Below are 25,592 nucleotides of genomic sequence, written 5' to 3' on the forward strand. Positions count from 1 at the left end.
CAAAAACAAAAGGCGCCTGAGGGCGCCTTTTGTTTTTGAGCCTTTTGTTTTTGACAGCGAAGAAGCCGGATCAGGAATTGCGCTGCAGTGTGCCGAGGCGGCGGAATTCACCGCTGGCGATGCGGACATACGGCGTATCGTGGCCCGAAATGTAGAGCGACGCCCTGGTCAGCCAGCTCTGCGTCGGCGCCGGCTCGGCGGAAGCGGCGGTGAAGGCCAGGAGGAAGCCGAGCGCCAGATGGCCCCGGGTCAGCAGGCATTTCTGCAGCATGCCGGTCATGCGGATGAAGGTGATGCTGATCGCCAGGCCGAGCAGCCAGCCGGTGACCACCTCAGACGGCGAATGCGCATGCACCACGATCCGCGAATAACTGATCAGGGTGCCGAAAGCGAAGCCGGCCGCCATGGCGGTGAAGCGGGCCGTCGGCGACATCCGCTGGCAGAACAGGTAGAGCAGTACCGGAAACACCGCCATGGCCCGCGCGGCGTGGCCGCTGAAGCCGGTGAAGTCGAGGGCGGCGATGCCCAGTCCCCAGCCGATGAAGGCCATCTTGGAAGCGGTGATGAGAAACAGGCCGATGCCGTTGAGGATAACCCACCAGACGGTGAGGCGGCGTTCGCCGGAAAGGAGCAGCCAGGCGGTGATGGCGATGAGGGCAAGCCCGGTTACGGTCATGTCGCCGAAACCGGTAATGGTGTGCCATGGAATCATAAAGAGGCGTTTTCCTGCTGGACAAAAGGGAACAAAAAATGCGCCGGCCCACCGCGGCCTGCTTGCATGAGGAGCAAGTTTCAGGCCATGCCTGCGGGCATGTGGCTGTCCGGCGCCTTGTTCCTATTCTGAATCAGCGAGGGGGTCACCCCTTTTAACTGGATCAATCTGTCCGGCATCGCCATGCTCAGACCACGCCGGCGCCATGGGCCTGCTGGTCCGCATGGTAGGAGCTGCGCACCATGGCGCCGACGGCGGCATGCACGAAGCCCATCTTGTACGCCTCGTCCTCGAACATCTTGAAGGTATCCGGATGCACATAGCGGCGCACCGGCAGGTGGTCGCCCGACGGCATGAGGTACTGGCCGATGGTGAGCATGTCGACATCATGGGCGCGCAAATCGCGCATGACTTGTAAGATTTCCTCGTCGGTCTCCCCCAGGCCCACCATGATGCCGGACTTGGTCGGCGTGTCCGGATGCAGCGCCTTGAAGCGCTTGAGCAGATTCAGCGAGTAGGCGTAGTCCGAACCGGGGCGCGCTTCCTTGTACAGGCGCGGCACGGTTTCGAGATTGTGGTTCATCACATCGGGCGGCGCAGCCTTCAGGATTTCCAGCGCCCGGTCCATGCGGCCGCGGAAGTCGGGGGTGAGGATCTCGATGCGGGTCTGCGGCGACTGTTCGCGCACACGGCGGATGCATTCGACGAAATGGCCGGCGCCGCCGTCGCGCAGGTCGTCGCGGTCGACCGAGGTGATCACCACGTAGCTCAGCTTGAGCTGGGCGATGGTGCGGGCCAGATTCTCCGGTTCGTTCGGGTCGAGCGGATCGGGGCGGCCATGGCCGACGTCGCAGAAGGGGCAGCGGCGGGTGCACTTGTCGCCCATGATCATGAAGGTGGCGGTGCCCTTGCCGAAGCATTCGCCGATGTTCGGGCAGGACGCTTCCTCGCACACCGTCACCAGCTTGTTGGCGCGCAGGATGTCCTTGATCTCGTAGAAGCGGGTGGTCGGCGAAGCGGCCTTGACGCGGATCCAGTCCGGCTTGGCGAGCTTTTCCGCCGGCACGATCTTGATCGGGATGCGGGCGGTCTTGCCGGCACCCTTCTGCTTTTCGCTCGGATTGTAGGCGGCGGTGTCGAGGATCTTGTTCTCGGTGCTCATGTCGGGATTCGCTTCATCAGGTGCCGGCGCAATGGACTGGCCGGCCTCAGTCGGGTTCGGGTGTCAGTTGGCGGATCAGCTGGCTGGCCAATGCGTCTTGCACATCGGTCAAGGCGGCATGCGCGCCCAGCGTCTGCATGTCGACGGTGGCGAGACCTTCGTAACCGCAGGGATTGATCCAGGAAAAAGGCGCGAGATCCATGGCCACGTTCAGCGACACGCCATGATAGGTGCAGCCGTTGCCGCGCACCTTCAAGCCCAGCGCGGCGATCTTTGCGCCCCGCCAGGGGCCGGGAACCTTGCCGGAAACATAAATGCCCGGCGCGCCCTGCTTGCGCTCGCCATCGAGATTATACGCCGCCAGCGTATCGATCACCGCCTGCTCGATGCGATGCACGAACTCGCGGGCGAACAGGCGCGCTTCCCGGTTGCGCCGCAGGTCCATCAGCAGGTAGATAATCGCCTGGCCCGGGCCGTGGAAGGTGACTTCGCCGCCGCGGTCGGTCTGCACCACCGGGATGCCGTGCGCATCCAGCACATGCGATGGGTCGGCGCCGAGGCCCAATGTGTAGACCGGCGGATGCTCGACGATCCATAATTCGTCGGGCGTGTCGCGGGTGCGGGCATCGGTGAAGGCGCGCATGGCGGCGAAGGTGGTGTCGTAGTCTTCGCGGCCGCGCCGGATGATCGTGATGTCGCTCATGGCCGCCAGTTTACCGAATCGTCCGGGCATCGGCTGCCAGCATGCGACGGCTTTCTGCGAGAATGGTCCCATGACGAACAAGCACATCCTGCTGATCCATGCCGGCGGCACCGTCGGCATGGCGCGCACCGCCCACGGTTATGCGCCCGCCACCGATTTCCCGGCGCACCTGGCGCGCCTGTTGTCGAGCGCCGGCGCGGCGCTGCCGCGCTACACGCCACATGTGATGCCGGACCCGATCGACAGCAGCAATGCCATCCCGGCCGACTGGCAGCGCATCGCGCAGGACATCGCGCGGCACTACGGCGCCTGCGACGGCGTGGTGGTCCTGCACGGCACCGACACCATGACCCATGCCGCGTCGGCGCTGTCCTTCATGCTGCAGGGCCTGCGCAAGCCGGTGATCGTCACCGGATCGCAGATTCCGCTCGGCGAAGCGCGGTCCGACGCGCTGCAGAACATCGTCACCGCGCTGCAGCTGGCAGCACGCGACGACATCCGGGAGGTGGCGGTGTATTTCGGCCAGCGCCTGCTGCGCGGCAACCGCGCCACCAAGGTGAGTAATACCCGGTTGACTGCCTTCGACAGCCCCAATCATCCGCCGCTGGGCGAGGTCGGCATCGATATTCACCTGGATGCGTCGGCGTTGTGGCAGCCGCGAGCAGCGGAGCGCTTTGACCTGCCGCCTTACGAGGCCGGGCGCATCCTGCCGCTGCGTTTCGCCCCGGGCCTGCCGGCGCGCCTGCTGGACGCCATGCTCGCGCTCATGCCGCGCGCATTGATTTTGGAAGGCTATGGCGCGGGCAATCTGCCGGACAACGATCCCGATCTGCACCGCCTGCTGCGCCAGGCGCATGACGCCGGCGTGCTGCTGGTGGCCCGCAGCCAGTGCCTGCACGGCGGCGTGGCGCTCGATGCCTACGCCACCGGATCGGCGCTGGCGCAGGCCGGGGTCATCGGCGCGGCCGACATGACCTTCGAAGCGCTCTACGCCAAGCTGCATCACTTGTTTGCATTGGGGTTGCCTGCGGATGAGGTCAGACAGGCATTGCTAAGCAATCTCGCCGGCGAGCTGACAGACCCGCACTGAGAGCACCTAGCCACGCCATTCAAGAAAGGCTCAGACGCTGCCTTCCTTCTCGATCACCAGGATGCGCGCTTCGCCCTGCGGATGGGCGACATGCTCGCAGCCGGCGCTAGCGAAGAAGATGTCGCCGGCACGCAGCAGCGCCGACTTTTCCGTGCCGTCTTCGCGGTAGCGCATCTCTACTGTGCCGTCCAACACGACGAACACCTCCTCGCCATCATTCACATGCCATCGATAGGGCTGATCCGTCCAGTGCAGGCGGGTCGTGATGCCATTCATGCTGGCGACGGGCAGGGCGCCCCAGGCGCGGTCGGCGGTGAAGTCACCGCTGCGGATGATCTTCTGCATGCCGAATGCCGCTTAGCCGGCCACTTAGAGCACCACCTTGACCATCGGGTGCGAGGATAGGGCGCGGTAGAGATTGTCGAGCTGCTCGCGGCTGGTGGCGCGCACCGTGACGGTCAGGGACAGGTAATTGCCCTTGGACGAAGGCCGCATCTCCATCTTGCCGGCATGGAAAGTGGGATCGTGCTGCACCACCACGTCGACGATAGTCTGGGCGAAGGCATCCTGCATCACGCCCATCACCTTGATGGGAAAGTCGCTGGGATACTCGATGAGGGAATCTTTGGGTTCGGACATGGTGCAACCTGGAAATAGTCTGATACGTCCGGAAAGCGCATCAGCAAAAATGTCATTTTACGCCAAGAGGGACAAGCGTCCTGCGCCCTAAGGGCGAACCGCTGATGTGAAGAGTTGCTGGTTATGTTTCGAACGCAACTCCAGTGCCCGCCCAATCGATAACCCCAACTTAGCGATGCAAAACAACCAAAACGTCAAGTTTTGATATGAGGTCGGTCATTTCCGACCTGTACCTTTTAATGACAAAAATATAACTTGGAAACATTGCAGCAGGTCTTAAAGGCGTGGCTTCAACAAGGCAAGTGAATATCTTTCAGCATCTGTTGATCAATCGGCTGAGGCGGCAAAAATCCGCAATTTAAGGGGATTACCATGGGTGGGAAAATCAGGCAACGCATGAAAAATGGCGGCTATACCATGCTTGAGTTGACGGTGGTATTGCTCGTAATCGGCTTGATCATGGCAGGCATCGCCCGCCAAGTGAAGATCTACGCCGGCGAGCAAAAACTGACAGCCTATGCCGAGCAGCTCAAAACCTTGGGCAATGCAGCCAATGCCTATGCATCGAGATACTTCAACGAGATAAGCACTGCCAAGCCGATTCCTTGCAGTACCTGTGTAGGCGGCCAAGTGGCGACGAACGAACAGCCAACCATGGAGGAATTACAAAACCTCGGCTTTCTGCCTCCAGGATTTCTCGCTTGTCCCATATTCCGTACGCCATGCGGCGCCGGCAATAACTTCGAAGTGCGGGTACGCCAAGCCAATAGCAGTCTTCAGGTCGTTGCTTACGACCCTCAGGCCGTGCCAGACGTCACGAGCAACAAGAGTGCCAGTGCCGATGCGCAAACCGTTCTTGCACAAATGGGTTTTCTGGGCGGGATAGTCCAAGAAGTGGCTCCGGGCAAGTTCACTTACGTTCGTAAAAATCAAAACAATATCCCGGACACGATCGCCAACACTGTTTTCAACAACAAAATCCCGCCGGTAAATTCAGTTGGATACTGGGCCAATTATGACAGTCAAGCTTGGTCCGCTTACCTCCGCCGGGATGGCAGCGACACGATGCTTGGATCTTTGAAGATGGGCGGCAACGACATTGAAGGTGCCAAGGGCATCAGCGCAACAGCGAACATCACGACGACGGAGGGTGGTATCGCTGTCGGCAAAAACATTACCCCCTCGGCTGGCGACATCAAAGCCGGCAACAGTGTTACAGCCGTCGATACGGTTCAAGCCGGAAATACCCTGATGGCGGGGGCCGGTGGCGTGAATTCCAAAGGACACATCACAACGACGGAAGGCGGTATTGCTGCAGGCGTTCCGGCCACCAAGGGCGACATAAAGGCGGGAAACAGCATCACGGCGGGAGATACCGTTCAAGCAGGAAATACTGTGATGGCAGGCGCTGGCGGGGTCAGTTCACAAGGCAACATCAGGTCTACAAATGGCGGCATCGCTGCAGGGACTAGCGTCGCTGTATCCGCTGGAGAAATCAAGGCTGCAGGCGCAGTCGAAGGAAAAGAATTGTCGTCCACGCTGGGCAGGCTGAAATTGCCTCCCCAAGGTGCTACTCCAGGAGCGCCCTGCCAGAGTTCGGAGACCAACATTATTACGACGAGCGTGAATCAAGAAACGCTAATGTGCGACGGTAGTGTGTGGAGATCGACCAAAGATCTGCAATATTTCACAGTGGATGTATCAGTCGAACCGGGAAGCACAGGGAAGATTGTGCAAGTTGCAGATAGCTCTTGGAAAGTATGTGCTGTAGCAGGGCTAAGCGCATATGGAGGCGATCCCGATTCAGGAAAAGCTAACGAGCCTGTGATGATTTACCAAAATACTAGTAACAAAAACTGGTACGTAGAAATCTCTAGAGTGCTTTGGAACAACAAAACGAGAATTACATGCTTTAAGTAAAGCCGATGGAGGTGGTAACTGGCACCTCCAGTTGTTCAGCTTCTTTCAGAGTGGTCGAAAAAGTATGAAAGCTATTGCTCTTTCGCTTCTTGGTAAGCCGAATACAGTCCTTTAAAGACCTGACCCGGCCGACCGTCGCCAATCACCTCGCCGTCCAAGGTCACCACGGGCAAAATCTCCTTGGATGCCGAGGTCAGCATCACCTCATCAGCAGCAAACACTTCCTCGCGCGAAATGCGGCGGGCTTCGAAAGGGATGCCCGCCGCTGCGCACAATTCTTCCAGCAAGCCGTAGCGTATGCCTTCCAGGATGAGATTGTTCTTGGGCGGTGCCATCAGCTTGCCATCCTTGACGATCCACACGTTGGAGGCCGAGGCCTCGGTGAGATAGCCGTCGCGGAACTGGATGGTTTCGGTGGCGCCGTGTTCGGCCGCATGCTGGGCGGCGAGCACGTTGCCGAGCAGGGAGGTGGACTTGATCTCGCAATGCAGCCAGCGCTTGTCTTCCATCGAGACGCAGGCCACGCCCTTTTCGCGCGCCTCCGCCGGCGGCAGCACCAGCGGGTTGGTCATGATGAAGACGGTCGGCGTCATCTCGGTCGGGAAGGCGTGGGCGCGCTTGGCGACGCCGCGGGTGACTTGCAGGTAGATGAGCTGGTCGTCGGCCGGATGGGCATCCATGATCTTCTGGACGAGCGCGCGCCATTCCTCCTCGCTGTGAGGATTCGGGATGCCGATCGCCGCCAGGCTGCGGAACAGGCGCGCCAGGTGCTGCTGTTCGCGAAAGGGCTTGCGGGCATAGACCGGCACCACTTCATACACCCCGTCGCCGAAGATGAAGCCGCGGTCCAGCACCGGGATGCGGGCTTCGGACAGCGGCGTCATCTCGCCGTTCAAATAAACCAGCGGATCGCTGACGGAGGTGGCTTGGCTCATGGGTGGTTTCCTGCGAAAAAGAGAAAGAGAAGTCCGGCCCCAAAGTGACTTGTCCGAGGCCAGAAAGTACTGCTGGCATTTTGTCACAGGCATGGGCGGAAGGTTATGCAAAAAACGTATGGGTGGAAAACGAGTGCCACAAATGAAAACCGGCGCATCGCGCCGGTTCGTTCGCTGCTTCAATCAACCCGGTCTCAGGTCATGCTGCATGCTCATTTCAGCATCAGTCTTAGAGAGTCCCAGGCCCGGCCGAAGATGGTGGCCTGATTCACCTGTTCCAATGCGACCACCGGCAGCTCGGTCAGCAGTTTGCCATCCACCACCATCTTCAGCGTGCCGACCCGGCTGTTTTCGGCCACCGGCGCCACCAGCGGATCCTTGCGTTCCAGCACCGGCTTCATCTTCTCCAGCACGCCCTTCGGCACGGTGACGAAGATATCGCGGGTGAAGCCGATCTTCACCTGACCTTGCGCGCCTTTCCAGACTTCCGGCGTGGCCACCGCCTGGCCCTTGGCATACAGCTTCACCGTGTCGAAATTCTGGAAGCCCCAGTTCAGCAGCTTCTGGCTTTCCTGGGCGCGCATCTGGTCGGACGGCGCGCCCAGGACCACCGAGATGAGACGGCGTTCCCCGCCGACGCTGGGACGCTTGGCGGAGGCGATCAGGCAATAGCCGGCGGCGGCGGTGTGGCCGGTCTTCATGCCGTCCACCGTCGGGTCTTGCCACAGCAGGCGGTTGCGGTTGGGCTGGGTAATCTTGTTGTAGGTGAACTGCCGGGTGGCGTAAATCTTGTAGTAGTCGGGATGGTCGCTGACGAGGCGCGCGGCAAGCGTCGCCAGATCGGCGGCGGTGGAGTAGTTGCCGGGATGCGGCAAGCCATGGGAGTTGGCGAAGCGGGTGTTCTTCATGCCCATGCGCTCCGCTTCCCGGTTCATCAGCGTGACGAAGGCTTCCTCGCTGCCGGCCACCGCCTCGGCCAGCGCCACTGCCGCATCGTTGCCGGACTGGACGATCAGGCCGTACAGCAGGTCTTCCACCTTCACCGGCGTGGCCGGGTCGATGAACATCTTGGAACTGCCCGCATCGACCTTCCAGGCGCGCACCGACACGGTGACCATCTGCTGCGGGTCGAGCCGCTTTTCCTTGATGGCGGAGAAGGCGAGGTAGGCGGTCATGAGCTTGGTGAGCGATGCCGGCTCGACGCGCATGCCGGGATCCTGGGACGCGAGAACCTGATTGCTGGTGGCATCCAGCAGCAGCCAGGACCGGGCAGCGACGGCAGGTGCCGGCAATATCTGCGCCAAGGCGGCGGAAAGGGGCAGAAAGCACGCCAGAAGGAGAGCGGCCAGCGCCGTAATGGGATTTCTCATTTTTTGAACACTTTGGTAGCCGCAGCGGAGTTGCTGATGGGGGCGGCAGGCGCCGGACGCGCCTGAAGACATCGGAATTATAGAGGGACGCCGCCGCGCCATAGCGGCTGGAAACATGCGGATACCAATGAAAAGCACGACGCTGGCCGCAGCTGGCAGGAATGCCTTGGCACGGCATCCGATGCCGCGCCGGCTGACGGCAAGCGCTCTCGCCACGGATGGCGCAACGCCGCAGCCATGCGGATCAGCGGTGCCACATCTCCACGATGAGGTTCTTGATGTGGTGCAGGCGGCGATGGAAGAAGTGGTCGGCGCCGGGGATCACGATCACCGGCAGGTCCTGCGGCCGCGCCCAGTCGAGCGCGTCGGCCAGCGTGATGGTGTCGTCCTGCTCGCCGTGGATGACGATGCTGTTGGACGGCACCGTCGGCAGCGGCCACTTGCGCGCCGCGCTGCCGACCATGATCAGGCGCTCCGCCGGCCGCCCCTGTTCCTCGAGGCGCTTCTGCAGCGAAGCCTGGACGAAGGTGCCGAAGGAAAAGCCCGACAACGCCACCGGCACGTCCGGATAGCGCTGTGCCATGTGATCGAGCAGCAAGGCCATGTCGTCGGTCTCGCCCTGGCCGGCGTCGTGCACGCCGGCGGATTCGCCGACGCCGCGGAAGTTCATGCGCGCGGCGGCATAGCCGAGGGCGACGAAGGCCCGCGCCAGCGTTTGCGCCACCTTGTTGTCCATGGTGCCGCCGTAGAGCGGATGCGGATGCGCCACCAGGCCGATGCCGCGCACCATGCCGTCAGCCGGCAGGTCGAGCGCGCATTCGATATTGCCGGCGGCGCCGGTGAGGGAAAAGCGTTGGGTTTGTGCGTTCATGCGGCGATTCAGATCTTCAGTCGTTCCACGACCTTGCCGCCTACCAGGTGCTCGTCGATGATCTCGTCGATATCGTGCTGGTCGATATAGGTGTACCAGGTGCCTTCGGGGTAGACGACGAGGACCGGCCCTTCCTCGCAGCGGTCGAGGCAGCCGGCCTTGTTGATGCGCACCTTGCCTTCGCCGCTCAGGCCGAGTTCCTTGACGCGGCGCTTGGCATGCTCCTGCGCCGACTTGGCGCCGCGGTTCATGCAGCAGGGGCGGCCGCCTTCGTCGCGCTGGTTCATGCAAAAGAACACATGGTGTTGGTAGTACGGCTTGTCGCTCATGATGTCGGTCTCGGGCAAAACGAGATCATACACCTGGCTCAATTCCGCTTCAGGCGCTGCGCCGGGTAGAACAGGAAAGCGAGCGCGAAGAATGGCCATGCGAAGGACAGGAACTGCGCCGCGCCGTTGAAATTGAGAAATTTGCCCTGGCTCCATGCTTGCAGCGACAGCGTGAAATAGGGATTGGTCGGCACCACGTTGGCGATCGCCACCCCGAGCAGCAGGCTCATGACCGCGAGCCGGCGCTGTGCCGCGGCCGGCGCCGCCGACAGGCCGAACACCATCATGGCGCCGATCAGCAAGCCGCCCTGTGCGCCCGGCGTGAGCCAGGCGAAGGCATGCTCGGGCGCGAACACCAGGGCGCTGGCGAGCGACTTCACGGTGAGCGCGGCCGCGATGAGTCCGAGCACCAGCGCCGCCTTCGGTGCCGGCTTGCGCAGCGTGGACAGCAGCGTGAGCGCCGCGCCGGTGCAGCCGAGGCTGGTGATCAGGGTTTCCGCCATCCAGTATTGCTGCACGCTGAGTTGAGCATCGCGCAGCAGCATCGCGGCCAGGTCGACCGGCCTTTCCAGCCATTGGGTGAGCCAGTCCGACAGTGTCGCCAGCATCTGGCCGTGGCCGAACAGGTAACCCCGCGGATAAATCTGGGCCATCGGCCAGAGCGCCATCACGATCAAGCCCGCGCCGGCATGGGGCGCGAACCATTCGCTGCGCAGGCGCAGCAGCCGGCTGCGTTCCATCAGCAGCGGCGACAGCAGTCCGCCGCCGATGGCACCGGCCAGTCCGCCGCCGGCGTTGAGCAGCAGGTCGAGATTGGAAGATACCCGGCTGGGCAGGTAGGTCTGGCCGGCTTCCATCAGCGCCGACAACAGCGTGCAGCAGATGAAGCCGAGACCGACCGCACCAATGCCGCGCAGGCGCGGATGGACGGCAAACACGAACAGCGCGCCGAGCGGCATGTAGCCCACCACGTTGGCCAGCAGGTCGAATCCGCTCCAGTAATAGGGCAGCGGCGCGGACAGGAAACCCCAGGGCGGCAGCCCCTTGTTCTGCCAGCCGGAGAAGGGATACCAGCTCGCGTACACCACCAGCGCCAGATACGCGAACAGGCCGGCCCGGGCGAAGGGATAGCCGGAGACATTGCTTTGCGCAGGCACGCCGCCGCTGGCATTGGACATGTTGATCGACATGGAAGTGAAGCCGGCCTGGCCGGCGCAAATTCGAAAACCGGGCGATGCATTCACGACAGGGCCGCCCTGGCCTGGGTGATTCTATCAAGCGCCGTCGTCCGTCCCGCTTTCGAATGCGGATGCGCTTGCCGTCAGATCCAAAAGCGTTCAGCATCATGCGACGGTTGACGCCGCTGCCGTTACAATGCGGCGGCGCCTTTCATCCCTGTTTCCACGATGACTTCCTTGCTTGATTCAACCGCCGTCGCCGCCCTGCTGCGCGAGCCGGCCAGCGCCATCGACGTGCGCGTGGTGGCGCAGACCGGTTCCACCAATGCCGACCTGATCGCCGCAGTCGGCGGCTTCACCTCGCCGGTACTGTTGGCGGCGGAGCATCAGACCGCCGGCCGCGGACGTGCCGGCCGCACCTGGCATTCGGCGCCGGGCGGCTCGCTTGCCTTCTCGCTGGCCTGGCGCTTCGCCCGGCCGCTCGCCGCGCTGGTGGGCCTGCCGCTGGCCGTCGGCGTGGCGGTGGCCGAGGCGCTGGCGATGTTCGAACTGACGGTGCAGCTGAAGTGGCCCAACGACGTGCTTTACGAGGAACGCAAGCTGGGCGGCATCCTGGTCGAAAGCCGCGACGTCAGCGATGCCGGCGCGCCCGGCTGCTGGGCGGTGATCGGCATCGGGCTGAACCTGGCGCTGCCGCGAGAATTGGAGGCGGCGATCGACCGGCCGGTGGCGAGCGTGCCCTGGCTGGCCGCGCTGGACCGCAACCTGCTGCTCGCCACCCTGGCCAACAGCCTGGCGCAGGTGCTGGTCCAGTTCGAGCAGCATGGCTTCCCCGCCCTTCAGCAGCGCTGGAATGCGCTGCACGCCTGGCGCGGGCGCGAAGTGGCCCTGCTCGACCAGGGAAAGGTGCTGCAGCAGGGCGTGGCCGTCGGCGTCGATGGCCAGGGCTGCCTGCTCATCGATACGCCGCAGGGACGACGCGCGGTGATGTCGGGTGACGTCTCGCTGCGCGAGGTGGGCGCATGAGCATGCTGCTGCTAATCGATGCCGGCAATACCCGGGTCAAATGGGCGCTGCTGCCGCTGGCCGGGATGGCGGAGCGGCCGCTGGGCGACTGGAGCAGCAGCGGCCATGCGCTGCATGCCGAGGTGCCGTCTCTGGTTCAGGCATGGCGCGGGCGCGGCATCAGCCGCGTGCTGGCTTCCAACGTCGCCGGTGCGGCGATGCGCGAGCGCCTGCAGGCCGCGGTGGATGAGGCGAATAAAGGCGGGCCGCCCACGCCGGTTGCGTGGTTTTCCTCCCGGGCTCGCCTGGCCGGTGTCGTCAACCGGTATCGCAATCCGGCTCAGCTCGGCTGCGACCGCTTTGCCTCCGCCATCGGCGCCCATGCGCTGTACCCGGACGAGCCGCTGGTGGTCGCCACCTGCGGCACCGCCACCACGGTCGACGCGGTGACCGCCGACGGCGCCTTCCTCGGCGGCATGATCCTGCCGGGCCTTGGGCTGATGGCCAGTTCGCTGGCCAGGAACACCGCCCAGCTGCCCGAGGTGGCGGAACATCTCGCCGACGACCAGCCCTTTGCCGACCATACCGATGCCGCGATCGTCAGCGGCTGCCTCGCCGCCCAGGCCGGCGCCATTGAGCGCGGCGTCAAGGCGCACCAGCAGATGGCGGGCGGACGCCCGGTGCGCTGCCTGCTCTCGGGCGGCGCAGCAACGCTGATCCAGCCGCATCTGGCGGTTCCCGCCACCCGGGTGGATAATCTGGTGCTGATCGGCCTTCAAGCCGTCGCCCGTGACGACAAGCCATGCTGAAATTCTTCTTCTGGATCCTGCTCATTGCCAATGCCGGTCTGCTCGCCTACCAGCAGGGCTGGCTCGGCAGCGCCGCCGAAAAGCGTGAACCGGCCCGGCTGAACAACCAGCTCAATGCCGACCGCATTCGCCTGCTGCGGTCGGGTTCAGCTTCCGCTGGTTCCGGAGATGACGAACCGACAGTCGCCAAAAGTGCGGCATCGGGCATTGCGGCGGTCGCCGCCAGGGCGCCGGCCGTCACCGCGCAAGCTCCGGCGCCAGCAGCTACGCCAGCTGCCTCGCCGGCCACCGCGCCGGCGGCTTCCGAAAGCGCCGCGCCGGTCAAGCCGCCAAAGGCTGTGGTGGCCGATGCCGGCAAGCCGGCTGCATCCCCGACGGCTTCGAATAACGTCGCCTGCGTCGAAGTCGGCAATTTCACCGCCGAGGAAGCACGTCGCTTCGAAGCCAGTCTGGCCAGCCTGACGCTCGGTCCGCATCTCAGCCGGCACCCGGTGCAGGAACTGGCCAGCCACATGGTCTACATCCCGTCGCAGGGCAGCAAGGAAGGGGCGGAGCGCAAGACCGCCGAGCTGCGCCGCCTCGGCATCAATGACTTTTTTGTCATCCAGGATAATTCCGAACAGCGCTGGGGCATCTCGCTCGGCGTCTTCCGCACCGACGAGGCGGCCCGCATTTTCCTCGGCCAGCTCAATCAGAAGGGCGTGCGCACCGCCCGCATCGGCACCCGGCAGGTCCGGGCCAGCATGAACGTTTTCCGCCTGCGCGACATCGATGCCGAGACCCGCGCCGCCGTCGACCGCCTGCGCGCGGGTTTTGGCGGCAAGGAACTGCGCGACTGCATCGACATCTGACGCGAGCATCGGCGGCGCGGCCGGAACGCCCGGACGGCGTCGTTGTCATTTTCATCAAGCCTGCGGAGACCGCCGGATACGCCGGCCAAAGCCGCGAAAAACCCTTTCTTTCCCTGTAAAATCGCGAAACTTTCTTTTCAGGACCTGCCATGACCGTTTCACCCGAACTCATCAACGACCTCACCGGCGTCGCCCCGCAGATCAAGGCGGAGATTCTGGCCGAGGCGTTGCCTTACATCCGCAAGTTTCATGGCAAGACCATCGTCGTGAAGTACGGCGGCAACGCCATGACCGAGGAGCGCCTCAAGCACGGCTTCGCGCGCGACGTCATCCTTCTCAAACTGGTCGGCATGAACCCGGTGGTGGTGCACGGCGGCGGTCCGCAGATCGACAATGCGCTGAAGAAGATCGGCAAGCAGGGCACCTTCGTGCAGGGCATGCGCATCACCGACGAGGAGACCATGGAAGTGGTGGAGTGGGTGCTGGGCGGCGAGGTGCAGCAGGACATCGTCATGCTGATCAACCACTACGGCGGCCAGGCGGTGGGCCTGACCGGCAAGGACGGCGGCCTGATCCGCGCCCGCAAGATGGAAATGCCGGACAAGGAGAATCCCGGCCGGTTCATCGACATCGGCTTCGTCGGCGAGATCGAGGCGATCAACCCGGCGGTGGTGAAGGCGCTGCAGGACGACGCCTTCATTCCCATCATTTCCCCGATCGGCTTCGGTGTCGACGGCCAGGCCTACAACATCAACGCCGACCTCGTCGCCGGCAAGATCGCCGAAATCCTGAAGGCCGAGAAGCTGATCATGATGACCAACATCCCCGGCGTGATGGACAAGCAGGGCAACCTGCTGACCGACCTGTCGGCGCGCGAGATCGACGAGATGTTCGCCGACGGCACCATCTCCGGCGGCATGCTGCCCAAGATCTCTTCCGCGCTGGATGCCGCCAAGTCGGGCGTCAACACCGTGCACATCATCGATGGCCGCATCGAGCATTCCCTGCTGCTGGAAGTGCTGACCGAGCAGGCTTTCGGCACCATGATCCGTTCCCACTAAGCGCCGTATCCTTCCCTCCCGCCCGCGGCGCCTGAGGGTGCCGCGGCGCTTCAACGGGCTGCCCCGATGTCCAAGCCGGTCTGGTTGTTCGACCTCGACAATACGCTGCATAACGCTTCCCACGCTATCTTCCCGGCGATCAACGCCAACATGAACGCCTATATCGCCGGCGTCCTGCGCGCCGCCGGCATGCCGGACGACGCGGCGGCGGTGAATGCCGCCCGCATCGGCTACCTGCGGCGCTACGGGGCGACGCTGCTCGGCATGGTGCGGCATCACGGCGTGCGCGCGGAAGAATTTCTTCGGGAAGCGCATCGCTTCGACGACCTGCGGGTCATGATCCGGGCCGAGCGCGGCCTCGGACGGCTGCTGCGGCGGCTGCCGGGCCGCAAGGTCCTGCTCACCAACGGCCCGCGCCGCTATGCCCACGAGGTGCTGCGCCATCTCGGCCTGCACCGGCATTTCGCGCGCCACATCCCGATCGAGGCAATGCAGGTGCACCGCCAGCTGCGTCCCAAGCCGTCGCGCGCCCTGCTGCGCAAGATCCTGGCGCGGGAAGGCATCGCCGCCCGCGACTGCATCCTGGTGGAGGATACGGTGGACAACCTGAGGGCGGCGCGGGCGCTGCGCATGCGCACCGTCTGGGTCACCCAGTATCTCGCCCAGGGCCCTCATGCCGCCGAGCGCGGCCTGCCGACATTGCGCGGACGTTCCGCTGGCGTCGATGTCAAAGTAAAATCGGTTTTACAGCTGCCTCGCAGCTTGCATCGATTACGTGGCATGGGAAAACATGGCGACGACAAAACCGGGTGAACGCAAGCTGCAAATCCTTCAAACCTTGGCCTCCATGCTGGAGCAGCCGAGCAGTGAAAAAATTACCACCGCCGCCCTGGCGCAGCGGCTGGACGTATCCGAGGCGGCGCTGTACCGCCACTTCGCGAGCAAGGCCCAGATGTTCGAGGGCCTGATCGAATTCATCGAATCCACCGTCTTCAGCCTCATCAACCAGATATCGGAGCAGCAGGAAAACGGACTGCTCCAGGCCCAGGCCATCGTCGCCATGCTGCTCGGCTTCGCCGAACGCAATCCCGGCATGACGCGCGTGCTGATCGGCGACGCCCTGGTGCACGAGAACGAACGGCTGCAGCAGCGCATGAACCAGTTCGTCGAGCGGGTGGAGATGGCGCTGCGCCAGTCGCTGCGGCTGGCCGCCAGCCAGGGCCATTGCAGCGAGGCGGAAGCCGCGCTGCGCGCGAGCATGATCACCAGCCTGGTGATCGGCCGCTGGCACCGCTATGCCAAGACCGGCTTTCGCCACAGCCCGGCCGAGCACGCGCAGGCGCAGATCGGCATGCTGCTGGCCTGACCGACGCCCTCTCCATTCCCATCGGTTCAGCCTGTCAGCCTTGACAGGCGTATTGGCTGGTTCCCTGGATTAGCCTAGTCCGGCTCGAAGTCCGGACGGCTCGCTTCCCGAGGCGGGATGTCGCCGGCCGGGAGGCGTTGCGCCTCGTTTCCCATTCGGACCCGCATGCTTTACCCGGCGGCTCGGTCCGATTCGATGTTTGCTGCTCCGCCTCAACCCGAACGACGGAGCGCCCATGACCTCACTTCTACGCTAGCCCCGCTTGCCATGGTTGCCAATACCGGAGTCAGCATTTTCTTTGACGGCGTGTGCCCTTTCTGTCACGCCTATGTCCGCCTGCTGCGGCTGCGCGAGGTTTTCGCGCCGGTGCGGTTGATCGACATACGCGCCATGCCGGAACTCGCCGAAGGCTTGATGCAGGCCGGTTACGACCTGGAGCAGGGAATGCTGGTGCTGATCGGGGACGCCGCCTACTACGGCGCCGATGCGATGCATGCACTCGCGCTGCTGTCCGAGCCCCGCCGCCGGCTGAACTGCCTGCACCGCCTGTTGCGCTGCGCGTGCCGGGTTGGCCTGCTCCATCCGATGTTCAGGCTGGGTCGCCGGATGGCCCTGCGGCTGTGCCGGCCGCGCACTTCCTGATCCGCAGTCCGCCGGCCTGCGCCCGCCGGTTTTCCCTGCGGCGGAGGGAAAAGCTCAGTACACTGCGGCTCTTTGCCACTCGCACCGCGCCATGCCGTCTCCGCGAACCCTGCCCTTGCTGGCCTTCTTTTCCCTGCTCGCCGGCGGCATGGCCATCGGCTTCGCCGGCATCCTGATGCGGCTCTCCGACGTCAACCCGATCGCATCGGCCTTCTGGCGCATGGCGCTGGCCGCGCCTTTGCTGTGGCTATGGGCATGGCGCAGCCGGGACGGCGACGCCGCTGCCGGCAAGCGCCTCGACTTCAGCCTGGGCCTGCTGCTGTCCGGCCTGTACTTCGCCGGCGACATGAGCATGTGGCACCTGTCGCTGCATATGACCACGGTGGCCAATGCAACGCTGCTGTCCAATTTCGCGCCCATCTTCATCGCCGTCTGGCTTTGGCTGGCTTACCGGCTGCGCTTCAGCCGTCTCTTCCTCGCCGGGATGGGGCTGGCGACTGCCGGGGCGATCCTGCTGGTGGGCGGCACGGCGGACCCTGCCGACGGTAATGGCGGCGGCCATCTACTCGGCGATGCCCTCGGGCTGGGCAGCGCCGTGTTCTATGCCGCCTACCAGCTCGTGATCAAGCAATCCCGCGAAACCTACTCCACCGCCCGGCTGATGGCCTGGAGCACGACCATCACCGGCGCTGCCTTGCTGCCGCTGGCCTGGGCTTCCTCCGGCAATCTGCTTCCCGCTTCGGCCATCGGCTGGCTGCCGCTGCTCGGCCTTGCCCTGGTGGCGCAGATCGGCGGCCAGACCGTAATTGCCTATGCGCTGGCGCATCTGCCGGCGGCGCTCGGCTCGGTCAGCCTGCTGATTCAGCCGCTGACGGCCGCCATTGCCGCCTGGCTGATCTTCGGCGAAGCGGTCATGCCGCTGCAGATGGCCGGCGGCGCCCTGCTGTTGTGCGGCATCTGGCTGGCCAAGCGCGGCAGCTGACATCCCTCGGCGTCAGCCGGGTTTTCCTCCGCGCGCCAGTTGCGCTGGATGCTCCGCTGCGGGGCCGGACCGGAGCACCAGGGCCATCGCCGCCAGTACCAGCGCGCCGCCGGCCAGCGTCGGCGGCCGCACCGCTTCTCCCAGAAAGATCACGCCCCAGGCCATGCTGAACAAGGGAATCAGGAAGGACGCCGTCATGGCCCGGGTCGGCCCCACTTTGACGATCAGCGGAATGAACAGCGCCTGGGCGAGTCCCGAAGACAGCAGCGCCAGACCGGCGATGCAGCCCAGCGCGAGGGGCGACGGCATGGGAATCGGCAAAGCCAGCGGCAGGGCCGGCAGCATCATGGCGCCGCCCATCACCAGCGAGCCGGATGCCATCGCGATCGGATGCACGCCGCCGGGTACGCCGGTCTTCTTGACGATGATGCTCGACAGCGCGTAGCTCGCCGCCGCCGCAAGGCAGGCGCCAACGGCGAGGAGCACCGGGGCGGTCAGGCGCAGCGTGCCGGCGCCGACCAGGATGGCGACGCCGGCAATGCCCAGCATCAGCCCGGCCAGCTTGGGCAGCGTCATGCGTTCTCCCAGCCACCAGGCCGAAAACAACGCGCCAAACAGCGGCGCGGTGGCGTTCAGCACCGCCGAATGCGCTGCCGGCAGATGCAGGGCGGCGAAGGAAAAACAGCTGAAGGGGATGGCGCAGGCGAACAGGCCGACCAGCGCGAAAGGGCGCAGGTGGCGCCGCCATTGCATCGGCGCCCGGGTCAGCAGGGCGAAGCCGAACAGCGCCGCGCCGGCAATGACTATGCGCAGCATCGCCGTCAGCAGCGGGCCGAGTTCCGGCACGGCGATGCGCAGAAAGATGAAGGAGCCGCCCCAGATGGCAGAAAGGAAAACTAGCTTGACGATATCGGCGGCGCGCATGGCGTCTGATGCGGCGGGGCAGCGGAATGAGAGAGCCGCTGATTCTACACCCGGGGGCCGGGCGGGATTTGCCGCGGCGCACGGGCGTCACTTCTGCTTACAATCGGATGATTCCGCACAGTTTGCCATCAGGAGCATGTCATGCCCGATACCGCCAAGATCGTCCTGCTCGCCGGCGCCACCGGCCTGATCGGCAGCCACTGCCTGCGCCTGCTGGCCGAAGATCCCGGTGTGCGCGAAGTCCGGGCGCTGACGCGCCGGCCACTAAAGAACTTGGCGGGAGGCGGCAAGGTGCGGGCATGCATGGTCGATTTCGATCATCTCGACCGCCATGCCGGCGAGTTCGATGCCGATGCCGTCATCTGCGCGCTCGGCACCACCCTGCGCGCCGCCGGATCGCGGCCGGCCTTCCGGCGGGTGGACCATGACTATCCGCTGGCGCTCGCCAGGGCGGCCCGGGCCCGCGGCGCACGGCACTTCCTGCTGGTCAGCGCCGCTGGTGCCGATCCGCGCTCAATGATTTTCTACAACCGGGTCAAGGGCGAACTGGAGCAGGCATTGCGCGCCCTCGATTTTCCTTCCCTGACCATCGTCCGGCCGTCGCTGCTGCTCGGCGAGCGCAGCGAACACCGGCCGGGCGAGGAATGGGCCAAGCGCTTCGGCTGGCTGTTGCCGTCGCCCTGGAAGCCGATCGAGGCGGCCGCCGTCGCGGCGGCGCTGGTGCGCGCGATGCATGCGGCGGCGCCCGGCGTCGCCATCCTGGAGAACCGGGCCTTGCGCCAGTCGGCTCAGCGGCTCTAGCGGCTCAGCGCTTCCATCTCGCGGTAGAGGTCGGCCTTGCCCTCGAAGCCGATGCCCGGCAGGTCGGGCAGGGTGACGTAGCTGTTCTCCACCCTGACGCCATCCGGGAAGCCGCCGAAGGGCTGGAACAGATCGGGGTAGGATTCGTTGCCGCCGAGGCCGAGGCCGGCCGCGATGTTGAGCGACATCTGGTGGCCGCCGTGCGGGATGCAGCGGTTCGGCGACCAGCCGTGCGCATGCAGCATGTCGAGGGTGCGCAGATACTCCACCAGGCCGTAGCTGAGCGCGCAGTCGAACTGCAGCCAGTCGCGGTCGGGGCGCATGCCACCGTAGCGGACCAGGTTGCGCGCATCCTGCATCGAGAACAGATTCTCGCCGGTGGCCATCGGCTTGTCGTAGTAATTGCGCAGCATCGCCTGCAATTCGAAGTCGAGCGGGTCGCCGGCTTCCTCGTACCAGAACAGGTCGTACTGCGACAGGGCCTTGGCATAGGCGATGGCGGTATCCATGTCGAAGCGGCCGTTGGCATCCACGCACAGCTTCTGGCCATCCTGCAGCACGGAGAGCACGGCGTCGATGCGGCGCAGGTCCTCGTCCAGCGAGGCGCCGCCGATCTTCTTCTTCACCACGCTGTAGCCGCGATCGAGATAGCTGCGCATCTCGTCCTTCAAGGCGTCCAGATTCTGGCCCGGATGATAGTAGCCGCCGGCGGCATACACGAACACCTTGCGGTTCGGCTGGCCGTTGCCGTAGCGCTCGGCCAGCAGCTGGAACAGCGGCTTGTCGGCGATCTTCGCCGTCGCGTCCCAGACCGCCATGTCGATGGTGCCGATGGCCACCGACCGCTCGCCATGGCCGCCCGGCTTCTCGTTGGTGAACATGCAATCCCAGATCTTGTGCGGATCGAGATTCGTGCCGGCATCGTCCAGCAGGGAGTCGGGCTTGGCCGCCATGATGCGCGGAATGAAGCGCTCGCGCATCAGATTCCCCTGGCCATAGCGGCCGTTGGAATTGAAGCCGTAGCCGACCACCGGCTTGCCGTTGCGGACCACGTCGGTGATCACCGCCACCAGGCTCAGCGTCATTTTGCTGAAATCGATGTAGGCATTGCGGATGGAGGAGCTGATGGGCAGGGTCTTTTCCCGGATTTCGACGATCTTCATGACAACACCTTTCTTGGATTCATCGCGCCGTCGGCGCATGCGAGTGGCATAGATTAGCCCAGGTATCGCGGCCTATAATTCACTTCCCGGAAAACCATTATTAACTCAAGGTGAAAAGCGATATTGCCTCGGAACTCAGCTTTTTCGTCCTGCTGGCCCGCAAGGGCAGCCTGTCGGCGGTGGCGCGGGAACTCGACATCACGCCGCCGGCGGCGACCAAGCGCCTGGCGCAGATGGAACGGCGGCTCGGCGTGCGCCTGGTGAACCGCACCACCCGCCGCATCAGCCTGACCGATGAAGGCGAGCGCTACCTTGCCCAGGCCGGCGCGATCCTGGCCGCCATCCGCGAGATGGAGGAGTCGGTCAGCGGCGGCCGCGACGAGCCGCGCGGCCTGCTGCGGGTGAATGCCACGCTCGGCTTCGGCCGCACCACCATTGCGCCGCTGGTGTCAGGCTTCGCCCGGCGCTATCCGGAGGTGGAAGTGCAATTGCAGCTGACCGACCGGCCGATCAACCTGGTGGAGGAAGCTTTCGATCTCGGCATCCGCTTCGGCGAGCTGCCGGACACGCGGCTCACCGCGCGCCGCATCATGTCGAACCGGCGCTTCCTGTGCGCGGCGCCGAGCTATCTGCGCAGGCATGGCGAGCCGCAGACGCCGGCCGACCTCGCAGATCACTGCTGCATCCTCCATCGCCAGAACGATGAAGCCCATGGCGTCTGGCGCCTGACGCGCAACCGCCGCAGCCACAGCGTCAAGGTGTCCGGCATGTTGTCGAGCAATGACGGCGACGTAGTGCTCGGCTGGGCGCTGGAAGGACATGGCATCCTGCTGCGCTCCGAATGGGATGCGGCCAAGTACCTCCAGACCGGGCGTCTGCAGGTGGTGCTGAAGGACTATCAGCCGGCGCCGGCCGACCTGTTCGTCTACTATCCAAGCCGGCAGCATCTGCCGGCCAAGGTGCGGGTCTTCATCGACTTTCTCGCCTCCCAGCTTGGCGATGGCAACGGGCGCAAGCGGTCTGCTGCCTGATCCCATGAATGCGTGAGAAGCGCCGCGCCCGTCTGCCAAATGGCATATGGACGTTCGCCGGCCGCGCCACCAATAATCCTTGAACGCGCCCGGGCGCCCTGGTCGGCCCGGCATCCGCCCTCTCATGCGTTCAAGGCACCCATGAACAAGCGCATCTCACGTCTGGTCACCATCGGCTTCGCCTTGATGCTGCTGCTCGGGATCGCGGGCAGCGTCTTTCTCGGCTACCAGCTTCAACTCGGCAAGGAATACGCCAAGCACAACCGTTTCCTGGTGCAGAAAGTGGGCGTGCCGCTGTACCGGGCGCGCCATGAATTCATGGTGCGCGGCCAGGAGGTGGCGGCCGCGCTGATCGTTCCCCTGGCCGACGTCCGCCATCAGGCGCGGCGCGATCAGATGCGCCAGGCAGGCGAGCGGGCTCGGGCTTATCTCCATGCTGCGCTGGCGTCGGCGCCCACCGACGCCATACGTGACCGCATCCACATCCTGATGCTGCATGATCAGCAGGTCACGATGCCGCTGGCGGAGGAAATTCTGGCCGCGGGTTCTTCCAATGCCGACCGTGCCCGCGGCACGTACGATCAACGCTACCTGGACGCGCAACGGCGCAGCCTGGAGTTGATGGACGCGGCGCTGGAGCCGGTCAGCCGGGAAGCTGATCGCCTGGAACGCCAGGCGCTGGAGCGGTTCGACGATTCACACATGCCGGGCATCGCCACCGTGATGCTGCTCTGCGTCGGCGGTGTGCTGGTCGCCGTCTTCGTGCGGCGCGCCGTCTGCCGGCTGATGCAGCAGGCAAACCAGGCAACCCAGGAAATCCACGACCTGGCCGAGCTGTCGTTCGACGTCATCTGCACCCTGGACGAACAGGGCAAGTTCCGTAGCGTGAGCGGCGCCTTCGAACGGATATGGGGCTACGCGCCGGAGGAACTGGTCGGCACTTCCGGCCTGATCCATGTGCATCCCGATGAACGCGCAACGGCGAAGAAGGCAATCGCCGCAGTCGTCAGCGGCGGCGCACTCACCAACCAGCGCGGCCGCTTCATTCGGAAAGACGGTCAAACCATTTTCATGAAGTGGTCCGCCCGCTGGGTCGCGAGCCAGCGCCGGATTTTTTGCGTGGCGCAGGATGTCACCGCCGCTACCCTGGCGGAGCGGGCGCTGCAGGCCAGCGAACAGCAATTGCGCGCCATCCTGTCCAGCGCACACGAGGCCTTCCTCTGTATCGATGCCGGCGGACGCATCATCGAATGGAACACGCATGCCGAAGCCATTTTCGGCTGGCCGGCGCAGGAGGCGATCGGCCATTTCCTGCATGAGCTCATCATCCCGCAGCATCTGCGTGAAGCGCATGTGCGCGGCCTGCAGCGCTTCCTGCGCACCGGTGATGCGCCCTTTGCCGGCCGGCGGCTCGAGCTGCCGGGCCTGCATCGGGACGGCCATGAAATCATGCTGGAGATCAGCATGACCGCCATCCGCCAGCAGCAGGGCTTCATCTTCAGCGCCTTCCTGCGTGACATCTCCCAGCGCAAGCAGGCGGAGGCACAACTGCGCGAGACCAAGGAGGCGGCCGAAGCCGCCACCCAGGCCAAGAGCGAGTTCCTGGCCAACATCAGCCACGAGATCCGCACGCCGATGAACAGCGTCATCGGCATGGCGCACCTGGCCCTGATGCAGTCGCCGGAGCCGCGGCTGCGCGGCTATCTGGAAAAGATCCTGGGCGCCGGCCAGCATCTGCTCGGCATCATCAACGATGTGCTGGACTTCTCGAAGATCGAGGCGGGCCGGATGGAGCTGGAAGCGGTGGCGTTCAACCTTGAGCATGTGATGCGCACCGTCAGCGACCAGATCGGACCGCGTGCGCATGGCAAGGGCCTCGACTTCCAGGTGAGGGTCAAGGTTGCCGTGCCGCGCCGGCTGGTGGGCGATCCGCTGCGGCTTGGGCAGATTCTGATCAACCTGTGCAGCAATGCGGTGAAATTCACGGCGCATGGCGGCGTCACGGTGCGCATCACGGTGCTGGCCCGGGATGCGCAAGCGTGCCGCCTGAAATTCGCGGTGCAGGATACGGGCGTGGGCATCCGTGCGGAAGATGTCGCCAACCTGTTCCAGCCTTTCCGGCAGGCGGACGCGTCGATCACCCGCCAATATGGGGGCACCGGTCTTGGGCTGGCGATTTGTCGGCAGCTGGTGGAACGCATGGGCGGCGAGATCGGCGTCGACAGCGAACCGGGACGCGGCAGCACCTTCTGGTTCTGTGCTTCCTTCGCCGTGGCGGCGGGCGACGTCAACACCGAGAAGCCTGATGCGCCGTCAAGCGATGAGGCCCAACAAACCGTGAAGGGCGCGCGCATTCTGCTGGTGGAAGACAATCCCTTCAATCAGCAGGTGGCCTGCGAACTGCTGGCGGCTGCCGGCGTCGAGGCGGCCGTTGCGGAACATGGCGAGCAGGCGCTGGAAATGCTGCAGCGAAAGACATTCGACTGCGTGCTGATGGACATGCAGATGCCGGTCATGGACGGCCTGGAAGCCACGCGCCGGCTGCGACGCATGCCAGGCCTGGCGACGCTGAAGGTGATCGCCATGACCGCCAATGCCGGCACCGAAGACCGGGAGCGCTGCCTTGCTGCCGGCATGGATGACTTCATCACCAAGCCGGTCACACCGGATGTCCTGTACCGGACGCTGGCGCGCCACCTCGCCGCCGTGGAGTCTGCCGGGATGACGGCGAACCCGGAACCGGCGCCGGAAGCGGCGCTTGTTGCAGCGAGCGCCGAGGTGATTGACATGGATGCGCTGGCTTCGCTGTCGCAAGGCGATCCGGTCCGGATGCGCCGGTTTGCCGACAAGTTCCTCCAGTCGGCGCAATACGGCATGCGCGAACTGGAAGCGGCGCTGGAAGCCCAGGATCCGGCGCGGCTGGCCCGCATCGGTCACTACAACAAGTCGAGCGCGAGAGCGGTCGGCGCGCTGGGCTTCGCCGCCTTGTGGCAGGCGCTCGAAGCGCACCGGGACGGCGGCAGCCTGGCCGAAGCCGATGAAATTGCCGCCAGCCTGCGCGACACGCTTCAGGCAATCGAAGCGGTCCTGAAGCCGATCATGCAGGAAGAGGGGAGTGCTGCACCGGCTTGCGCTCAGGCCCCGCTGCATTGAGCGGGCGGGTCGCCGCAGCGTGATTTCGTTCAGCCGGCATGGCGCTGGCCGCAGACCGGGCAGGCCGGATTGCGCGCCACCTTGATGCTGGTCCACTCCATGCTGCGGGCGTCGAGCAGCAGCAGGCGGCCTGCCAGCGATTCGCCGATGCCCGCCACCAGCTTCAGCGCTTCCGCCGCCTGCATGGTGCCGATGATGCCCACCAGCGGCGCGAACACGCCCATGGTGGAGCACAGCACTTCCTCGAACTGCTGGTCGGGCGGGAACAGGCAGGCATAGCATGGCGCCTGCTCCGTCACCGGATGGAACACCGAGATCTGCGCGTCGAACTTGATCGCCGCGCCCGATACCAGCGGCACCCCATGGCGCACGCAGGCGCGGTTGACCGCATGCCGGGTAATGAAGTTGTCGCTGCAGTCGAGCACCACCGAGGCGCTGGCCACCAGCGCATCCAGCCGGGCGTCGTCGGCGCGCTCCACCACCGCTTCCACCGCCACTTCCGGGTTGATCTGCGCCAGCGTGCGCTTGCCGGAATCCGCCTTCGGCTGGCCGATGCGTTCGGTTGTGTGCAGGATCTGCCGTTGCAGGTTGGTCAGGTCCACCGTGTCGTTGTCCACCAGCGTGATCTTGCCCATCCCGGCGGAGGCGAGATAGTAGGCGGCGGGCGAGCCGAGGCCGCCGGCGCCGATCACCAGCGCATGGCCGCGCAGCAGCCGCTCCTGGCCTTCGATGCCGATTTCGTCGAGGAGGATGTGGCGCGAGTAGCGCAGCAATTGCTGGTCGTTCATGGCGTGGCTTGATGGTGGGGTGCGAGGATTCTAATCGAATCATCCGTCTGGGCGCAGGAAGATCGGCCGTGGTCAGCCAGAGTGCCCGCAGCCGCAGCGCAAAAAGA

Annotated in this window: 26 protein-coding genes; 13 read left to right on the top strand and 13 right to left on the bottom strand. The window is 64.8% G+C overall.

What is annotated here, in order from left to right; all coding sequences use genetic code 11:
• Positions 1-70: 70 nt before the first annotated feature.
• From CHB88_RS01860 to lipB, 3 genes are all read right to left on the bottom strand, one after another.
• Positions 71-712: a phosphatase PAP2 family protein gene (locus CHB88_RS01860; RefSeq protein ID WP_089397579.1), complete on the bottom strand. Its 642-nt coding sequence runs from the start codon at positions 710-712 to the stop codon at positions 71-73.
• Positions 713-899: 187 nt separating this feature from the next.
• On the bottom strand, positions 900-1,874 hold the full coding sequence (lipA, locus tag CHB88_RS01865; protein ID WP_089397580.1) for a lipoyl synthase: 975 nt from the start codon (positions 1,872-1,874) through the stop codon (positions 900-902).
• A gap of 46 nt (positions 1,875-1,920) precedes the next feature.
• Positions 1,921-2,607, bottom strand: coding sequence for a lipoyl(octanoyl) transferase LipB (lipB, locus tag CHB88_RS01870; protein ID WP_089397864.1), 687 nt, complete (start codon positions 2,605-2,607; stop codon positions 1,921-1,923).
• Between the two features lie 40 nt (positions 2,608-2,647).
• Between lipB and CHB88_RS01875 the strand changes: the two genes are divergently transcribed.
• Positions 2,648-3,667 (top strand): asparaginase domain-containing protein, encoded by a 1,020-nt coding sequence (locus CHB88_RS01875; protein WP_089397581.1) that lies wholly within the window; start codon positions 2,648-2,650, stop codon positions 3,665-3,667.
• Positions 3,668-3,697: 30 nt separating this feature from the next.
• On the opposite strand, the gene CHB88_RS01880 is transcribed toward CHB88_RS01875, so the two are convergent.
• Both CHB88_RS01880 and CHB88_RS01885 read right to left on the bottom strand, forming a co-directional pair.
• Positions 3,698-4,012 carry a cupin domain-containing protein gene (locus CHB88_RS01880; RefSeq protein WP_089397582.1) on the bottom strand — a complete coding sequence of 105 codons (315 nt, stop codon included), beginning with the start codon at positions 4,010-4,012 and terminating at the stop codon, positions 3,698-3,700.
• A 24-nt stretch (positions 4,013-4,036) separates the two neighbouring features.
• On the bottom strand, positions 4,037-4,306 hold the full coding sequence (locus CHB88_RS01885) for an HP0495 family protein (protein ID WP_089397583.1): 270 nt from the start codon (positions 4,304-4,306) through the stop codon (positions 4,037-4,039).
• A gap of 372 nt (positions 4,307-4,678) precedes the next feature.
• Here CHB88_RS01885 and CHB88_RS01890 point away from each other — a divergent pair, with 372 nt between their 5' ends.
• Positions 4,679-6,226: a type II secretion system protein gene (locus CHB88_RS01890; RefSeq protein ID WP_217900113.1), complete on the top strand. Its 1,548-nt coding sequence runs from the start codon at positions 4,679-4,681 to the stop codon at positions 6,224-6,226.
• A gap of 71 nt (positions 6,227-6,297) precedes the next feature.
• On the opposite strand, the gene CHB88_RS01895 is transcribed toward CHB88_RS01890, so the two are convergent.
• From CHB88_RS01895 to CHB88_RS01915, 5 genes are all read right to left on the bottom strand, one after another.
• Positions 6,298-7,161: a D-amino acid aminotransferase gene (locus CHB88_RS01895; RefSeq protein ID WP_089397585.1), complete on the bottom strand. Its 864-nt coding sequence runs from the start codon at positions 7,159-7,161 to the stop codon at positions 6,298-6,300.
• 212 nt (positions 7,162-7,373) lie between these two features.
• A complete protein-coding gene (locus CHB88_RS01900) occupies positions 7,374-8,531 on the bottom strand; it encodes a D-alanyl-D-alanine carboxypeptidase family protein (RefSeq protein ID WP_089397586.1) in 1,158 nt (385 codons plus the stop codon).
• A gap of 244 nt (positions 8,532-8,775) precedes the next feature.
• Entirely contained in the window at positions 8,776-9,402 is a 627-nt protein-coding gene (locus CHB88_RS01905; RefSeq protein ID WP_089397587.1) for an alpha/beta hydrolase, read from the bottom strand.
• Positions 9,403-9,410: 8 nt separating this feature from the next.
• Positions 9,411-9,731, bottom strand: coding sequence for a (2Fe-2S) ferredoxin domain-containing protein (locus tag CHB88_RS01910; RefSeq protein WP_089397865.1), 321 nt, complete (start codon positions 9,729-9,731; stop codon positions 9,411-9,413).
• Between the two features lie 38 nt (positions 9,732-9,769).
• Positions 9,770-10,921, bottom strand: coding sequence for a VanZ family protein (locus CHB88_RS01915; RefSeq protein WP_245844651.1), 1,152 nt, complete (start codon positions 10,919-10,921; stop codon positions 9,770-9,772).
• A gap of 216 nt (positions 10,922-11,137) precedes the next feature.
• On the opposite strand from CHB88_RS01915, the gene CHB88_RS01920 reads away from it, so the two are divergent.
• The 8 genes from CHB88_RS01920 to CHB88_RS01955 all read left to right on the top strand — a co-directional run bounded on the left by CHB88_RS01920 (position 11,138) and on the right by CHB88_RS01955 (position 17,625).
• Positions 11,138-11,935: a biotin--[acetyl-CoA-carboxylase] ligase gene (locus CHB88_RS01920; RefSeq protein WP_089397588.1), complete on the top strand. Its 798-nt coding sequence runs from the start codon at positions 11,138-11,140 to the stop codon at positions 11,933-11,935.
• A gap of 2 nt (positions 11,936-11,937) precedes the next feature.
• Positions 11,938-12,723 (top strand): type III pantothenate kinase, encoded by a 786-nt coding sequence (locus CHB88_RS01925; protein WP_089397589.1) that lies wholly within the window; start codon positions 11,938-11,940, stop codon positions 12,721-12,723.
• Positions 12,717-13,574 carry an SPOR domain-containing protein gene (locus CHB88_RS01930; RefSeq protein WP_089397590.1) on the top strand — a complete coding sequence of 286 codons (858 nt, stop codon included), beginning with the start codon at positions 12,717-12,719 and terminating at the stop codon, positions 13,572-13,574. The genes CHB88_RS01925 and CHB88_RS01930 overlap by 7 nt, the downstream gene beginning before the upstream one ends.
• 149 nt (positions 13,575-13,723) lie before the next feature.
• The gene (argB, locus tag CHB88_RS01935) at positions 13,724-14,635 is read left to right on the top strand and encodes an acetylglutamate kinase (protein WP_089397591.1); all 912 of its coding nucleotides are present in this window, start codon (positions 13,724-13,726) and stop codon (positions 14,633-14,635) included.
• Between the two features lie 66 nt (positions 14,636-14,701).
• Entirely contained in the window at positions 14,702-15,448 is a 747-nt protein-coding gene (locus CHB88_RS01940) for a pyrimidine 5'-nucleotidase (RefSeq protein WP_089397592.1), read from the top strand.
• A complete protein-coding gene (gene slmA, locus CHB88_RS01945; RefSeq protein WP_089397593.1) occupies positions 15,426-16,001 on the top strand; it encodes a nucleoid occlusion factor SlmA in 576 nt (191 codons plus the stop codon). Before CHB88_RS01940 ends, slmA begins: the two co-directional genes overlap by 23 nt.
• 267 nt (positions 16,002-16,268) lie before the next feature.
• Positions 16,269-16,643 (top strand): DCC1-like thiol-disulfide oxidoreductase family protein, encoded by a 375-nt coding sequence (locus CHB88_RS01950; RefSeq protein WP_176442283.1) that lies wholly within the window; start codon positions 16,269-16,271, stop codon positions 16,641-16,643.
• Between the two features lie 91 nt (positions 16,644-16,734).
• Positions 16,735-17,625 carry a DMT family transporter gene (locus tag CHB88_RS01955; protein WP_089397595.1) on the top strand — a complete coding sequence of 297 codons (891 nt, stop codon included), beginning with the start codon at positions 16,735-16,737 and terminating at the stop codon, positions 17,623-17,625.
• Between the two features lie 12 nt (positions 17,626-17,637).
• On the opposite strand, the gene CHB88_RS01960 is transcribed toward CHB88_RS01955, so the two are convergent.
• A complete protein-coding gene (locus CHB88_RS01960; RefSeq protein ID WP_089397596.1) occupies positions 17,638-18,549 on the bottom strand; it encodes a DMT family transporter in 912 nt (303 codons plus the stop codon).
• A 141-nt stretch (positions 18,550-18,690) separates the two neighbouring features.
• Between CHB88_RS01960 and CHB88_RS01965 the strand changes: the two genes are divergently transcribed.
• On the top strand, positions 18,691-19,350 hold the full coding sequence (locus tag CHB88_RS01965) for an NAD(P)H-binding protein (protein WP_089397597.1): 660 nt from the start codon (positions 18,691-18,693) through the stop codon (positions 19,348-19,350).
• Here CHB88_RS01965 and CHB88_RS01970 read toward each other — a convergent pair.
• Entirely contained in the window at positions 19,347-20,513 is a 1,167-nt protein-coding gene (locus CHB88_RS01970; RefSeq protein ID WP_089397598.1) for a mandelate racemase/muconate lactonizing enzyme family protein, read from the bottom strand. The two genes, CHB88_RS01965 and CHB88_RS01970, sit on opposite strands and share 4 nt — an antisense overlap.
• A 110-nt stretch (positions 20,514-20,623) precedes the next feature.
• Between CHB88_RS01970 and CHB88_RS01975 the strand changes: the two genes are divergently transcribed.
• A complete protein-coding gene (locus CHB88_RS01975; RefSeq protein WP_089397599.1) occupies positions 20,624-21,544 on the top strand; it encodes a LysR family transcriptional regulator in 921 nt (306 codons plus the stop codon).
• Between the two features lie 141 nt (positions 21,545-21,685).
• A complete protein-coding gene (locus CHB88_RS01980; protein WP_176442284.1) occupies positions 21,686-24,697 on the top strand; it encodes a PAS domain-containing hybrid sensor histidine kinase/response regulator in 3,012 nt (1,003 codons plus the stop codon).
• A gap of 29 nt (positions 24,698-24,726) precedes the next feature.
• Here CHB88_RS01980 and CHB88_RS01985 read toward each other — a convergent pair whose 3' ends face one another.
• Positions 24,727-25,485 (bottom strand): HesA/MoeB/ThiF family protein, encoded by a 759-nt coding sequence (locus CHB88_RS01985; RefSeq protein ID WP_089397601.1) that lies wholly within the window; start codon positions 25,483-25,485, stop codon positions 24,727-24,729.
• Between the last annotated feature and the right edge of the window lie 107 nt (positions 25,486-25,592).

This window comes from Noviherbaspirillum humi (assembly GCF_900188095.1).
In the GTDB taxonomy this organism is placed as follows: Bacteria; Pseudomonadota; Gammaproteobacteria; order Burkholderiales; family Burkholderiaceae_D; genus Noviherbaspirillum; species Noviherbaspirillum humi.

Bases quoted from the DNA above. Each gene is read 5' to 3' on its own strand.
- CHB88_RS01860 (WP_089397579.1), bottom strand. From the start codon at position 712: ATGATTCCATGGCACACCATTACCGGTTTCGGCGACATGACCGTAACC.
- lipA (WP_089397580.1), bottom strand. From the start codon at position 1,874: ATGAGCACCGAGAACAAGATCCTCGACACCGCCGCCTACAATCCGAGC.
- lipB (WP_089397864.1), bottom strand. From the start codon at position 2,607: ATGCCCGGACGATTCGGTAAACTGGCGGCCATGAGCGACATCACGATC.
- CHB88_RS01875 (WP_089397581.1), top strand. From the start codon at position 2,648: ATGACGAACAAGCACATCCTGCTGATCCATGCCGGCGGCACCGTCGGC.
- CHB88_RS01880 (WP_089397582.1), bottom strand. From the start codon at position 4,012: ATGCAGAAGATCATCCGCAGCGGTGACTTCACCGCCGACCGCGCCTGG.
- CHB88_RS01885 (WP_089397583.1), bottom strand. From the start codon at position 4,306: ATGTCCGAACCCAAAGATTCCCTCATCGAGTATCCCAGCGACTTTCCC.
- CHB88_RS01890 (WP_217900113.1), top strand. From the start codon at position 4,679: ATGGGTGGGAAAATCAGGCAACGCATGAAAAATGGCGGCTATACCATG.
- CHB88_RS01895 (WP_089397585.1), bottom strand. From the start codon at position 7,161: ATGAGCCAAGCCACCTCCGTCAGCGATCCGCTGGTTTATTTGAACGGC.
- CHB88_RS01900 (WP_089397586.1), bottom strand. From the start codon at position 8,531: ATGAGAAATCCCATTACGGCGCTGGCCGCTCTCCTTCTGGCGTGCTTT.
- CHB88_RS01905 (WP_089397587.1), bottom strand. From the start codon at position 9,402: ATGAACGCACAAACCCAACGCTTTTCCCTCACCGGCGCCGCCGGCAAT.
- CHB88_RS01910 (WP_089397865.1), bottom strand. From the start codon at position 9,731: ATGAGCGACAAGCCGTACTACCAACACCATGTGTTCTTTTGCATGAAC.
- CHB88_RS01915 (WP_245844651.1), bottom strand. From the start codon at position 10,921: ATGTCGATCAACATGTCCAATGCCAGCGGCGGCGTGCCTGCGCAAAGC.
- CHB88_RS01920 (WP_089397588.1), top strand. From the start codon at position 11,138: ATGACTTCCTTGCTTGATTCAACCGCCGTCGCCGCCCTGCTGCGCGAG.
- CHB88_RS01925 (WP_089397589.1), top strand. From the start codon at position 11,938: ATGCTGCTGCTAATCGATGCCGGCAATACCCGGGTCAAATGGGCGCTG.
- CHB88_RS01930 (WP_089397590.1), top strand. From the start codon at position 12,717: ATGCTGAAATTCTTCTTCTGGATCCTGCTCATTGCCAATGCCGGTCTG.
- argB (WP_089397591.1), top strand. From the start codon at position 13,724: ATGACCGTTTCACCCGAACTCATCAACGACCTCACCGGCGTCGCCCCG.
- CHB88_RS01940 (WP_089397592.1), top strand. From the start codon at position 14,702: ATGTCCAAGCCGGTCTGGTTGTTCGACCTCGACAATACGCTGCATAAC.
- slmA (WP_089397593.1), top strand. From the start codon at position 15,426: ATGGCGACGACAAAACCGGGTGAACGCAAGCTGCAAATCCTTCAAACC.
- CHB88_RS01950 (WP_176442283.1), top strand. From the start codon at position 16,269: ATGGTTGCCAATACCGGAGTCAGCATTTTCTTTGACGGCGTGTGCCCT.
- CHB88_RS01955 (WP_089397595.1), top strand. From the start codon at position 16,735: ATGCCGTCTCCGCGAACCCTGCCCTTGCTGGCCTTCTTTTCCCTGCTC.
- CHB88_RS01960 (WP_089397596.1), bottom strand. From the start codon at position 18,549: ATGCGCGCCGCCGATATCGTCAAGCTAGTTTTCCTTTCTGCCATCTGG.
- CHB88_RS01965 (WP_089397597.1), top strand. From the start codon at position 18,691: ATGCCCGATACCGCCAAGATCGTCCTGCTCGCCGGCGCCACCGGCCTG.
- CHB88_RS01970 (WP_089397598.1), bottom strand. From the start codon at position 20,513: ATGAAGATCGTCGAAATCCGGGAAAAGACCCTGCCCATCAGCTCCTCC.
- CHB88_RS01980 (WP_176442284.1), top strand. From the start codon at position 21,686: ATGAACAAGCGCATCTCACGTCTGGTCACCATCGGCTTCGCCTTGATG.
- CHB88_RS01985 (WP_089397601.1), bottom strand. From the start codon at position 25,485: ATGAACGACCAGCAATTGCTGCGCTACTCGCGCCACATCCTCCTCGAC.